General features: G+C 72.8%; 7 protein-coding genes. 3 read left to right on the top strand and 4 right to left on the bottom strand.

Features of this window, described 5'->3' with window-relative positions; translation table 11 throughout:
• Window positions 1-1,066 precede the first annotated feature (1,066 nt).
• The 4 genes from EDD26_RS13825 to EDD26_RS13840 all read right to left on the bottom strand — a co-directional run bounded on the left by EDD26_RS13825 (window position 1,067) and on the right by EDD26_RS13840 (window position 6,554).
• Entirely contained in the window at window positions 1,067-2,107 is a 1,041-nt protein-coding gene (locus EDD26_RS13825) for a hemolysin family protein (RefSeq protein ID WP_123698233.1), read from the bottom strand.
• The gene (locus EDD26_RS13830; RefSeq protein ID WP_123698234.1) at window positions 2,104-3,414 is read right to left on the bottom strand and encodes a hemolysin family protein; all 1,311 of its coding nucleotides are present in this window, start codon (window positions 3,412-3,414) and stop codon (window positions 2,104-2,106) included. The genes EDD26_RS13825 and EDD26_RS13830 overlap by 4 nt, the downstream gene beginning before the upstream one ends.
• Before the next feature lie 88 nt (window positions 3,415-3,502).
• Entirely contained in the window at window positions 3,503-4,945 is a 1,443-nt protein-coding gene (guaB1, locus tag EDD26_RS13835) for a GMP reductase (protein ID WP_123698235.1), read from the bottom strand.
• 10 nt (window positions 4,946-4,955) lie between these two features.
• Window positions 4,956-6,554 carry a bifunctional 3'-5' exonuclease/DNA polymerase gene (locus tag EDD26_RS13840; protein WP_245989932.1) on the bottom strand — a complete coding sequence of 533 codons (1,599 nt, stop codon included), beginning with the start codon at window positions 6,552-6,554 and terminating at the stop codon, window positions 4,956-4,958.
• Window positions 6,555-6,615: 61 nt separating this feature from the next.
• Here EDD26_RS13840 and EDD26_RS13845 point away from each other — a divergent pair, with 61 nt between their 5' ends.
• The 3 genes from EDD26_RS13845 to EDD26_RS13855 all read left to right on the top strand — a co-directional run bounded on the left by EDD26_RS13845 (window position 6,616) and on the right by EDD26_RS13855 (window position 12,801).
• A complete protein-coding gene (locus EDD26_RS13845; RefSeq protein WP_123698237.1) occupies window positions 6,616-7,122 on the top strand; it encodes an HNH endonuclease in 507 nt (168 codons plus the stop codon).
• A gap of 55 nt (window positions 7,123-7,177) precedes the next feature.
• Window positions 7,178-11,074 carry a multifunctional oxoglutarate decarboxylase/oxoglutarate dehydrogenase thiamine pyrophosphate-binding subunit/dihydrolipoyllysine-residue succinyltransferase subunit gene (locus EDD26_RS13850; protein WP_123698238.1) on the top strand — a complete coding sequence of 1,299 codons (3,897 nt, stop codon included), beginning with the start codon at window positions 7,178-7,180 and terminating at the stop codon, window positions 11,072-11,074.
• A 185-nt stretch (window positions 11,075-11,259) separates the two neighbouring features.
• Window positions 11,260-12,801, top strand: coding sequence for a sugar transferase (locus EDD26_RS13855; protein WP_245989936.1), 1,542 nt, complete (start codon window positions 11,260-11,262; stop codon window positions 12,799-12,801).
• The last annotated feature ends 15 nt before the right edge of the window (window positions 12,802-12,816 follow it).

Here is a 12,816-nt window from a genome sequence, read left to right on the forward strand (position 1 = left end):
GGGTCGCCGACGACGAGCCAGTCGTAGCTCCACGGGAACTGCACCTGCGTGGCGACCGACACCGCGAGGATCGCGCCGACGCCGATCCAGTGGCGGCGCGCGCCGAGCTCCGCGAGCAGCAGCGCGGGCACCGTCAGCCACAGCACGAACTGCGGCGATCCCACCTTGTTCGTGACGATCATCGCCGCCACGAGCGCCACTGCGAGCCAGACGATCGCCTCACGGCCGTGCGAGCGCCGCACCGCGAGCGCGCCGAGCGCGCACAGCACCACGACGGCGCCGACGAGCAGCGGCGTCGCGAGCGCCGCGACCATCCCGACGCCGTCGCTGTCGACCTGGTACGTCCAGATGTCGCGGTCGAAGTAGACGTAGGCGTCGTCGCCGGTCGTGAGCCACATGTAGGGCGTCGCGGCGACCGCCTCGATCTGCAGCCCCCGGTCCTCCTGCTGCGTGAGGAACGACAGCGCGTGGCCGGAGCCGAGCAGCGCGGCGACGCCGAGCACGGCGGCAGAGACGATCGCGCCCGCGGCGAGCACCCGCAGGCGCTCGCGCCGCGCGATGAGCAGCGCGAGGTACAGCACGCCGGGCCAGACCTTCATCCACGCCGCGACCGTGAAGGCGGCCGCCGCGAGCCCCGGCCGCACGCCGCGCAGCACCGCGACGCCGATGATCGCGATCGCGACCGCGACGGTGTCGATGCGCGCGATCGCAACCGGCCCGAGCGCGAGCTGCAGCGCCAGCCACGTGCACGCGAGCACCGGCCCGCGCGGCACGCGCAGCAGCATGTGGAACGCCACGGCGTCGAGCGCCGTCACGAGCAGCACCCAGACGAGCGGCAGCGCGTCGGTGCCGAGCACGTTCGAGACCAGGATGGGAGCCCACGCGAGCAGCGGGTACACCCACTCCACGTCGATGCCGAGCCACTCCCCCGCCTCGCCCTGCTGCACCCACGACGGGTAGACGTAGAGCACGTCGCCGAACGCGTCGGAGACGCTCGGCACGTTGAGGATCGCGAGGAGCGCGTGGACGCCGCCGAAGCCGAGCCACAGCCAGCCCCGCTCGCGCGTCAGAAGAGCCTCCTGGTCGCGTCGCGCACCTCGCCGACGAGCTCCTCGATGATGTCCTCGAGGAACAGCAGCCCGGTCGTGTCGCCGTTCGCGTCGAACGAGCGCGCGATGTGCGCACCGGTCGAGCGCATGAGCGCCAGCGCGTCCTCGACCTCCGCCTCCTGGTAGATCGAGGCGAGCTGTCGGATGCGCTTGGCCGGCACGGGCTGCTCGGCCTCGTCGTCGTCGGCGCCCAGCACGTCCTTGATGTGCACGTAGCCGCTCGGCTGGCCGTCGGCGTCGGTGATCACGTAGCGCGAGAAGCCGCGCTCGCGCACGGCCTGCTCGATGTCGGCGGGCGTCGCACCGACCGGCATCGCCACGATCTCCGACAGCGGCAGGGCCACCTCGCGCACGCGCCGCTCCGTGAACTCGAACGTGCGCGAGATCGCGCCGGTGGGGTCGAAGAGCAGCCCCTCGCGCTTCGACGTCTCGACGATCGTCTCGACCTCGTCGATCGTGAAGGCGCTCGCGGCCTCGTCGACCGGCTCGACGCGCACGAGCCGCAGGATGCCGTTCGCCACCGCGTTCATGAGCCAGATGACGGGCTTGAACACGCGGGAGATGAGCACGAGCGGGGGCGCGAGCAGCAGCACGGCCCGGTCGGGGACCGAGAACGCGGCGTTCTTCGGCACCATCTCGCCGAGCACGACGTGCAGGTAGGTGACGAGCAGCAGCGCGATGATGAACGCGACGACCGAGACCACCTCCGGCGCGAGGCCCGTCCACGACAGCGGCCCCTCGAGCAGGTGGTGGATCGCCGGCTCCGACACGTTCAGGATCAGCAGCGAGCAGATCGTGATGCCGAGCTGACACATCGCGAGCATGAGCGAGACGTGCTCCATCGCCCACAGCGCGAGCTTCGCCGCGCGGTTGCCGCGGTCGGCGAGCGGCTCGATCTGGCTGCGTCGCGCCGAGATGACGGCGAACTCCGCGCCGACGAAGAAGGCGTTCGCCACCAGCAGGATGACGAGCCACATGATGCCGAGCCAGTCGCTCATCGTGCGCCCTCCTGCTGCTGCTGGTGCTCGACGAACCGCACCCGGTCGACCCGGCGGCCGTCGATGCGCTCGACGCGGAGCGAGCCGCCCTCGACCGGGACGGTGTCGCCGACGACCGGCACGGTGCCGAGCGCGGCCATGATGTAGCCGCCGATCGTCTCGTAGGGGCCGTCCTCCGGCACCTCGACGCGGGCGCGCTCGCGCAGCTCGTCCGGGCGGAAGGAGCCGGGGAACGTCACCCAGCCGGGGCCGCGCACGACCTCGACGTGCATCCGGTCGTGCTCGTCGGAGACCTCGCCGACGACCTCCTCCACGAGGTCCTCAAGCGTCGTGATGCCGGCGGTGCCGCCGTACTCGTCGATGACGATCGCCATCTGGTAGCCGCGCTCCTTGAGGTCGGCGAGCAGCGCGTCGAGCTTGACCGACTCGGGCACGCGGTGCGGCTCCTCGGCGATCGCCCCGACCGGCACGTCGGCGCGGCGGTCGCGCGGCACCGAGATCGCCTGCTTGATGTGCGCGATGCCGAGCACGTCGTCGAGGTCGTCGTCGTAGACGGGGAAGCGGCTGAGGCCGGTCGCGTGCGACAGCGCGATGAGGTCGGCGACGGATGCGGAGCGGTCGACGGCCTGCACGCGCGGCCGCGGGGTCATGACGTCGCCGGCGCTCAGCTCCGAGAAGCGCAGCGTGCGCGAGAGCAGCGTCGCCGCGCCCGCGTCGAGCGCGCCCTCCATCGCGCTGCGGCGCACAAGGGTCGACAGCTCCTCGGCGGTGCGCGCGCCCGAGAGCTCCTCCTTCGGCTCGAGGCCGATCGAGCGGAGGATGCCGTTGGCCGAGCCGTTGAGCGCGAGCACGGCGGGCTTGAACACCGCGGTGAAGGCGCGCTGGAAGGGGGTGACTGCGATGGCGGTGCCGAGCGGCTTCGCGAGCGCGAAGTTCTTGGGCACGAGCTCGCCGATGATCATCGACAGCACGGTCGCGCCGGTGATCGCGATCACGCTCGAGATCGGATCGGCGAAGTCCTCCGGCATCCCCCACGAGACCAGCACGGGGGTGAGCAGCCGCGAGATCGCGGGCTCCATCGTGTAGCCCGTGAGGAGCGTGGTGAGCGTGATGCCGAGCTGCGCGCTCGAGAGGTGCGTCGAGGTCTGGCGGAGCGCCTTGATGGTGCCCTCGAGCCGGGATTCCCCGCGCTCGCGCCGCGCCTCGAGCTCCGCGCGGTTCAGGTTCACCAGCGCGAACTCGCTCGCGACGAAGAGGCCGGTTCCGATCGTCAGCACGACGCCGATGCAGATCAGCAGCACGTCCATCAGCGGATCGGTCCCGGCTCGGGACTATGACTGGGGTCGTCGTTCACCCGGGCATCCTACCGGCGCTCGCCGTGCGGAGCCCACTCGGTCACCACGAGACCGGCAGCGCCTTGCCCTCCTCGTAGCCCGCCGCAGACTGCACGCCGACGCGTGCCCGCTCGCGGAACGCCGGCACGCTGTCGGCGCCCGCGTACGTGAACGACGAGCGCACGCCCGCGGTGATCATGTCGACGAGGTCCTCGACGCTCGGGCGCTGCGGGTCGAGCAGGATCGTCGAGGACGAGATGCCCTCGGCGAAGAGGCGCTTGCGCGCGAGCTCGTACGGGTCGAGCCCGCCGAACCTGCCCTCGACGGCCTTCGTCGAGGCCATGCCCCACGACTCCTTGTAGAGCCGGCCCTGCGGGTCGCGCTGCAGCCGGCCGGGCGCCTCGATCGTGCCTGCGAACCACGAGCCGATCATGACGCTCGAGGCGCCCGCGGCGAGGGCGAGCGCGACGTCGCGCGGATAGCGCACCCCGCCGTCCGCCCACACGCGCGCGCCCAGCTCGTGCGCGGTCGCGGCGGTGTCGAGCACTGCCGAGAACTGCGGCCGGCCGACCGCGGTCATCATGCGGGTCGTGCACATGGCGCCGGGCCCGACGCCGACCTTGAGGATCGATGCGCCGGCGGCGACGAGGTCGCGCACGCCGTCGGCCGAGACCACGTTGCCCGCGGCCACGGGCAGGTCGTCGCCGATCGCGCGGCGCACCGCCTCGAGCGCGCGCAGCATCCCCTCCTGGTGGCCGTGAGCGGTGTCGACGACGATCACGTCGGCGCCAGCCTCGGCGAGCGCCTTCGCCTTCGCGCCGGGGTCGCCGTTGATGCCGACGGCCGCGGCCACGCTCAGGCGGCCGGATGCGTCGAGCGCGGGCAGGTAGAGGTCGGCGCGCAGCGCGCCGAGCCGCGAGGCGATGCCGACGCAGCGGCCGTCCTCGACGACCGGGGCGACGTCGACGCCCTCGCGCTCGAGCGCCGCGAACATCGCGCGGCCGTCGCGGACGTCGTCCGAGCCGAGCACGGGCAGGTGCGAGTGCAGCAGGTCGCCGAGCCGCGCATCCGGGAGCGCCGACGCGAGCCGCTCGGCCGGGATCGCGCCGAGCATCGAGCCGTCGGGCGCCTCGACCACGACGCAGTGGCCCGGGATCGCGGGCACGCGCTCGAGCGCGTCCTGCACGACGTCGTCGGGGGCCGCGCGGTGCGGCGACTCGAGCGTCACGGACTGCGCCTTCACCCAGGCGATCGCTCGGCACGTCTCGTCGAGCGGCGGGTCCTGCGTGAGCACGGCGAGCGCGCCGCGTCGTGCGAGCGCCGCGGCCATGCGCGGGCCCGTGACCGAGCTCATGTTCGCCGCGACGATCGGCAGCGTCGCGCGCGTGCCGTCGTCCGGCGAGAGGTCGACGTCCATGCGGGAGCCGACGCCGCTGCGGCTGGGGACCAGGAAGACGTCGGAGTAGGTCAGGTCGTGCTCCGGCACGTCGCCGATGAATCGCATGGCCCCAACGCTACTTCGCCTGGCTCCAGTCGCCGACGACCGCCGCCTGCACCGGGAACTCGATCGGGAAGCCGCCGAAGAGCGTGCGGCCGGCGAGCGCCGCCGCCTCGCGCACGGCCTCCGCGACCTCCTCGGCGCGCTCCGCGGGCGCCTGCACGATCACCTCGTCGTGCAGGAAGCACACGAGCGCCGCGCCCTCGACGTCGCGGATCGCCCGCCGCACCCCGGCCATCCACGCGAGCGCCCACTCGGCCGCCGTGCCCTGGACGACGAAGTTGCGCGTGAACCTGCCCCACGCGCGCGCCTGCCGACCGCCGCGCTCGTCGTCGCGCCAACGGGGCGGCAGCGGCGACGCGCGGCCGAGCCACGTGCGCACGCGCTCGCGCCGCTCCCCCGCCCTCGCGGCGGCCTCGACCGCCGCCATCGCGCGCGGGTAGGCGCGCCCGAGCCTCGGCAGCACGGCCGCCGCCTCACCGGTCGTGCCGCCGTAGAGCGCGCCGAGCATGCCGAGCTTCGCGTGCTCGCGGGTGTCGACGACGCCGCGGTCGACGAGCGCCTGGTAGAGGTCGGCGCCCCTGCCCGCGTCGGCGAGCGCCTCGTCGCGGGCGAGCGCCGCGAGCGCGCGCGGCTCGAGCTGCGCCGCGTCGGCCACCACGAGCCGCATGCCCGGCTCGGCCGCGACCGCGCCGCGGATCTGCCGCGCGATCTGCATCGCACCCGAGCCCTCCGTCGCCCAGCGCCCGGTGACGACGCCGCCGGGCACGTACTCGATCGCGAGCCGGCAGCGGCCGCGCTCGTCGACGCGCGCCCAGCGCTGCGCCCACGACCAGCCGTTCGCGGTGTGCAGCCGCGACATCCGCTTGTAGGCCACGAGCGGCTCGATCACCGGGTGGTCGTGCTCGCGCAGCTCCCAGCGCGAGGTGGAGGCGACGTCGACGCCCGCGCGCCGCAGCGCCCGCAGCACCTCCTGCGGCGAGTCGGGGTTGAGCGCCGGGTCGCCGAGGGCTTCGCGGATCTCGGTCGCGAGCGCCTCCATCCGCCGCGGCCTGCCCGCCGCGCCGATCGGCGCGGCGCGCTCGCCGAGCGCCTCGACGAGCAGCGCGTCGTGCCGCGCGCGGTCGAACGGCAGCCCCTCGCGGCTCAGCTCGACCGCGACGACCGCGCCCATCGACTCGGCGGCCGCGAGCATCGCGAGCCCGGGGTCGTCGCCGATCACCGCGTCCTGCAGCCGCAGCTGCTCGGCGAGCGCGTCGAGCGGCTCCGCCTCCGGCGCGAGCGAGAAGAGCCCCTCGGCGTCGGAGCGCAGCGAGCGCGCCCAGCGCTCCTCGGCGGGCAGCCCGCGCGCCTCGGCGAGGATGCGGTGCACGAGCCGCACGTCGCGCACGCGGTCGATCGGCACCGCGGCGTCGAGCAGCACCGGCGCGACCGCCTTCGCGTCCTGCCAGACGATGCGCGCCGGCGAGCGGCCGCCCAGGCGGTCGTCGCGCCCGACGTCGGCCGCCGGGTGGATGCGCACGTCCGTCGCCCTGCCATCGACGAGCGTCGCGACCGCGATGCGCGCGCCGCGCTCGAGGGGCACGACGCCGACGTCGCCAGGTCCGGCATCCACGTCGTCGACACTATTCTGCGCAACCCACAGTCGGATGCGGCACGATGGACCTGGAGACGCGATGACAGCGCAAGTGGTGGTGCTCAACGCGACGCTCGAGCCGATCGGCGTCGCATCGCTGCAGCGCGCGGTCGCGTTCATCGTCAAGGAGCGCGCGCAGATCGTGCTGGCCGCCGACGGCACCATCCGCTCGAACTCGCTCGAGCTGCCGGTGCCCCGCGTCGTGGTCTTCAACGACTACGTGCAGATCCCCCACACGCGCCTCTACGACCGGATGCCGTGGAGCCGCCGCGGCGTGCTCGACCGCGACCGGCGGCGGTGCGCCTACTGCGAGGGCCCGGGCGCGACGATCGACCACATCCACCCCGCCTCGCGCGGCGGCGAGTCGACATGGCTCAACACCATCACCGCGTGCGTCGCGTGCAACGGGGCGAAGGGTGATCGCACGCCCTCGGAGGCGGGGATGCCGCTGCGCTTCGAGCCGCGCGTGGTGTGGCGGCGCGAGGTCATGCTGCTCGCGGTCGAGGCGGCAGGCGTCGACCTCGCCGAGCTCGGCCTCACGCACTGAGCCCCAGCGCGCGCCACTATGCTGGAAGGACACGTGGCCGCGGACTGCCTGCGGCATGCCCGAGATTTCGGAAGAGGCGATCGATACCGTGTCCAGCCCTGCGGACGACAGCGACTTCGGAGCGAACGAGTGGCTCGTCGAGGAGCAGTACCAGCTCTTCGCCAAGGACAAGAGCGCCGTCGCCCAGTCATGGTGGCCCATCCTCGAGCGGTACGCGGCACAGCGCGCCTCCCGAGATGCGACCACGAGCATGAGCGGGGCGACGACGCCGCCCGCTGCGCCTGAGGCGGCGGCGGCGGAGGCGGCTGCGCCCGCGGCGGCACCGCCCGCCCCCGCGGCCGCCCCCGCAGCGAGCGCCGCGCCGTCGCGGCCCGCGCCGCCCCGGAAGCCGGTGCGCGCCGAGTCGCGCCCGGACGGCCCCGTCGACTCCGGCAAGGGCCAGCGCGCCCAGGATGCGCCCCAGGAGCAGAAGGAGGGCCAGGCCGAGACGCCCGCGCCCGCCCGCGCCGACGGCGCCATCGTCGCCCGCACCACGCGCCAGGCCGCCCGCCCCACGCCCGTCCCGGCCGACGCGCCGAGCGCCGGTGCGAAGCAGGCGGCGAAGGCCGAGCAGGCTCCCTCCGAGCAGCCCGTCGTCACGACGCTCCGCGGCATGCCGAAGTCGCTCGCCGCCAACATGGACAAGTCGCTCGCGGTCCCGACCGCGACGAGCGTCCGCACCGTGCCGGCCAAGCTGATGATCGACCAGCGCATCGTCATCAACAACCACCTGCGCCGCACGCGCGGCGGCAAGGTCTCGTTCACGCACATCATCGGGTACGCGATCGTCCAGGCGCTCAAGGCGTTCCCGAGCCAGAACGTCTACTACGACGAGGTCGACGGCAAGCCCTCGCTCGTCGCCCCGCCGCACATCAACCTCGGCATCGCGATCGACATGCCGAAGCCCGACGGCAGCCGCGCGCTGCTCGTGCCGAGCATCAAGGCGTGCGAGACGATGGACTTCTCGGAGTTCGTCGCGGCCTACGAGGCGATCGTCAAGAAGGCGCGCGCCAACAAGCTCGAGGCCGGCGACTTCGCGGGCACGACGATCTCGCTCACGAACCCCGGCGGCATCGGCACCGTGCACTCCGTGCCGCGCCTCATGCAGGGCCAGGGCTGCATCATCGGCGTCGGCGCGCTCGACTACCCCGCCGAGTTCATGGGCTCGAGCCCCGAGCGGCTGGCCGACGCGGGCGTCGGCAAGACCGTCACGATGACCTCGACCTACGACCACCGCGTCATCCAGGGCGCGGGCTCCGGCGAGTTCCTCCGCATCGTGAACAACCTGCTCGTCGGCGACCAGGACTTCTACCGCGGCATCTTCGCCGACCTGCGCATCCCCTACGAGCCCATCAAGTGGTCGACCGACGTCTCGGTCCGCGCCGCCGACGAGCTCTCGAAGCAGACGCGCGTCGCGCAGCTCATCAACTCGTTCCGCGTGCGCGGCCACCTGATGGCCGACATCGACCCGCTCGAGTACGTGCAGCGCACGCACCCCGACCTCGAGATCGAGCAGCACGGGCTGTCGTTCTGGGACCTCGACCGCGAGTTCGTCACCGGCGGGTTCGGCGGCAAGCGCTCGGCGCTGCTGCGCGACATCCTCGGCGTGCTCCGCGACTCGTACTGCCGCACGATCGGCATCGAGTACATGCACATCGCCGACCCGGCGCAGCGCCAGTGGTTCCAGAGCCACCTCGAGGTGCCCTACGTCAAGCCGACGCACGACGAGCAGATGCGCATCCTGCGCAAGCTCAACGAGGCCGAGGCGTTCGAGACGTTCCTGCAGACCAAGTACGTCGGCCAGAAGCGCTTCTCGCTCGAGGGTGCCGAGTCGATGATCGCCTTCCTCGACGCGCTCCTCGCGGGCAGCGCTGAGGCCGGCCTCGACGAGGTCGCGATCGGCATGCCGCACCGCGGCCGCCTCAACGTGCTCACCTCGATCGCGGGCAAGACCTACGGCCAGGTGTTCCAGGAGTTCGAGGGCGCAGCCGTCTTCCAGGGCTCTGGCGACGTGAAGTACCACCTCGGCAACTCGGGTGAGTTCACGGCCGCCGATGGCTCGACCGTGCCGGTCTACCTCGCGGCCAACCCGTCGCACCTCGAGGCCGTCAACGGCGTGCTCGAGGGCATCGTGCGCGCCAAGCAGGACCGCATCGGCGACGGCGAGGCATCGGTGCTCCCCGTGCTCGTGCACGGCGACGCCGCGATGGCCGGCCAGGGCGTGGTCTTCGAGACGCACCAGCTCTCGCAGCTGCGCGCGTACAAGACCGGCGGCACGATCCACCTGGTCGTGAACAACCAGGTCGGCTTCACCACGCCGCCCTCGGAGTCGCGCTCGTCCACCTACGCGACCGACGTCGCGAAGGCGATCCACGCGCCCGTGCTGCACGTGAACGGCGACGATCCCGAGGCGGTCGTGCGCGTTGCGGAGCTCGCGTTCCAGTACCGCCAGGAGTTCAAGCGCGACATCGTCATCGACCTCATCTGCTACCGCCGCCGCGGGCACAACGAGGGCGACGACCCGACCATGACGCAGCCGCTCATGTACTCGCTCATCGAGGCGAAGCGCTCCGTCCGCACCCTCTACGCCGAGAACCTCGTCGGCCGCGGTGACATCACCGAGGAGGAGTACCAGGCGGCGCAGGCGGACTTCCAGGGCAAGCTCGAGCAGGCGTTCATGGAGACGCACGCGGCCGCGACCGGCTCGATGCCCGCCGTGACGCCGACGCCCGCTCCCGAGCAGCTCGTGGGCGAGCCCGAGACGACCGGCGTCGAACCGTCGGTCATCGAGGCGATCGGCGACGCGCACGGCAACCCGCCCGAGGGCTTCGAGGTGCACCCGAAGGTGCAGCAGGTGCTCGACAAGCGCGTCAAGGCGACCCGCGAGGGCGGCATCGACTGGGCGTTCGGCGAGCTGCTGGCGCTCGGCTCGCTGCTGATCGAGGGCACGCCCGTGCGCATGTCCGGGCAGGACACGCGTCGCGGCACGTTCGTGCAGCGCCACGCGGTCATGCACGACCGCACGAACGGCCAGGAGTGGCTCCCGCTCGCCAACCTGGGCGAGGACCAGGGCCGCCTCTCGATGTACGACTCGCTGCTGAGCGAGTACGCGTCGATGGCGTTCGAGTACGGCTACTCCGTCGAGCGCCCCGACGCGCTCGTGCTGTGGGAGGCGCAGTTCGGCGACTTCGCCAACGGCGCGCAGATCGTCATCGACGAGTTCATCGCCTCCGCCGAGCAGAAGTGGAACCAGCAGTCGTCGCTCGTGCTGCTGCTGCCGCACGGCTACGAGGGCGCCGGTCCGGACCACTCGTCGGCCCGCATCGAGCGCTTCCTGCAGCTGTCGGCCGAGCGCAACATGACGATCGCGCGACCGTCGACCCCGGCGAACCACTTCCACCTGCTGCGCCGGCAGGCGTACGCGCGGCCGCGCCGGCCGCTCGTCGTCTTCACGCCCAAGGCCATGCTGCGCCTGCGCGACGCGACGAGCCCGGTCGAGGACTTCACGAGCGGCCGCTTCCAGCCGGTGATCGACGACCGGCAGGTGCAGGATCCCGGAGCGGTCACGCGCGTGCTCCTGCACTCCGGCAAGGTGCACTACGACCTCAAGGCCGAGCTCGCCAAGCGCGGCCGCACCGACATCGCGCTCGTGCGCGTCGAGCAGCTGTACCCGCTGCCGATCGACGAGATCAACGCGACCGTCGACCGCTACCCCAACGCCTCGCTCGTCTGGGTGCAGGAGGAGCCGCTCAACCAGGGCGCATGGCCCTTCATGCACCTGGCGCTCCCCCGGCACCTGCACGGCCGCACGCTCAAGGTCGTCAGCCGGGCTCCCGCTGCGAGCCCGGCGACCGGTTCTGCGAAGCGCTCCGCGCAGGAGCTGTCGGCGATCCTGGAGTCCGCTCTGGGCTGACCCGGGGTACTGATCCCGGCCTCCGCTGAGCAACGCCTCAGCACCGCCCGACGATCCCCGCACGAGTCTCCTCGTGCGGGGATCTTCGCTTGTCGCGCATCCCTCATTTCCACATACTGTTTGGAAACAACGTTATGTGAGGGGTCGCGACGAGTCGCCGCCCTGCTCGGAAGAGGGTGGTGCAGGTGCAGCGTGCTTGGCAAGGCACATCGCGCAAGCTCGGTGCGATCCCAGCCGCACTCCCGGTCGCGGCACCGGTCGCGCTCCCCGGCGCGCAGTCGCCGCGCGCCACACCCTCGCTCGCCCGACGCCTGCTGCAGGAGCGCCGCACCCGCCTGCGCCTGACGCTGACGGACCTCGCGATCGTCGCCGCGGCGACGCTCCTCGTCGCCACCGTCACAGCGCCGGCCGGCGCGACCGCGCTCGAGCCGGTCCCGCTCGAGCAGGTGCTCGCAGCGCCCGCGCTCGTCGTGCTCGCGTGGCTCATCGCGCTCACCGCCATCAGCTCCCGCGACTCCGCGGTGCTCGGCGCCGGCGCGACGGAGTACCGCCGCGTCGTGCACGCGACGGGCCTCGCCTTCGCCGCGCTCGCCGCCCTCGCGCTCGCCGTCGACTGGCCCGCGCTCCGGCTGCAGCTGCTCATCGCGCTGCCGGCCGGCATGGTCGCCCTGCTCATCGGCCGCTGGCAGTGGCGCCGGTGGCTGCTGGCCCGGCGCCGCGACGGCGAATGGGCATCGCGCACCATCCTCGTCGGCGACCACGACGAGGTCGCCTACGTGCTCGAGCGGCTCGGCCGCGCGCCCGACCTGGGCTACCACGTGATCGCCGCCGCGGTCGCCGGCCACCAGGGCGACCCGCTCGAGCTGCGCGGCCGGAGCGTGCCCGTGCTGAGCGCCCACGCAGGGATCGCCGAGATGGCCGAGCGCATGGGCGCCGACACCGTGATCCTCGCGGCGAAGCCCGACGCCGACCCCGCCTACCTCACGCGGCTCAGCCGGCAGCTCGAGGGCACCTGCGCCGAGCTCGTGCTCTTCTCCCGGCTGACGGACGTCGCCGGCCCCCGCATCTCCTTCCGACCCGTCGATGGCCTCCCGCTCATCCAGGTCCGGATCCCCACCTTCGACGGCGGCGAGCACGTGCTGAAGCGCGCGCTCGACGTCGTCGTCTCCTCCTGCGCGCTGCTGGCGGTCGGGGTGCTGGCCGTGCCGATCGCGATCGCGATCCGGCTCGACTCCCCCGGGCCGATCCTCTTCCGCCAGCAGCGCGTCGGCCGCGACGGGCGCACCTTCGCGATGCTGAAGTTCCGCACCATGCACGTCGACGCCGAGCAGGCGCTCGCAGCGCTGCTGGAGCGCAACGAGGGCGCGGGACCGCTCTTCAAGCTGCATGACGACCCGCGCATCACCCGCGTCGGCGCCTTCCTGCGCAGGCACTCGCTCGACGAGCTGCCGCAGTTCTGGAACGCGCTCAAGGGCGACATGAGCGTCGTCGGTCCGCGCCCGCCGCTGCCCAGCGAGGCGACCAGCTACGACGGCGTCGCGATGCGGCGGCTGTACCTCAAGCCCGGCATCACGGGCCTCTGGCAGATCAGCGGGCGCAGCGACCTCTCGTGGGACGAGAGCGTGCGCCTCGACCTCCGCTACGTCGAGAACTGGTCGGTGATGCAGGACCTCATGATCATGGTCCGCACCGCCCGCGTCGTCATCCACCCGTCCGGCGCGTACTGAGCCGCCGACACCACC

The organism is Agrococcus jenensis (genome assembly GCF_003752465.1).
GTDB lineage: Bacteria > Actinomycetota > Actinomycetes > Actinomycetales > Microbacteriaceae > Agrococcus > Agrococcus jenensis.

Bases quoted from the DNA above. Each gene is read 5' to 3' on its own strand.
- EDD26_RS13825 (WP_123698233.1), bottom strand. From the start codon at position 2,107: ATGAGCGACTGGCTCGGCATCATGTGGCTCGTCATCCTGCTGGTGGCG.
- EDD26_RS13830 (WP_123698234.1), bottom strand. From the start codon at position 3,414: ATGGACGTGCTGCTGATCTGCATCGGCGTCGTGCTGACGATCGGAACC.
- guaB1 (WP_123698235.1), bottom strand. From the start codon at position 4,945: ATGCGATTCATCGGCGACGTGCCGGAGCACGACCTGACCTACTCCGAC.
- EDD26_RS13845 (WP_123698237.1), top strand. From the start codon at position 6,616: ATGACAGCGCAAGTGGTGGTGCTCAACGCGACGCTCGAGCCGATCGGC.
- EDD26_RS13850 (WP_123698238.1), top strand. From the start codon at position 7,178: ATGCCCGAGATTTCGGAAGAGGCGATCGATACCGTGTCCAGCCCTGCG.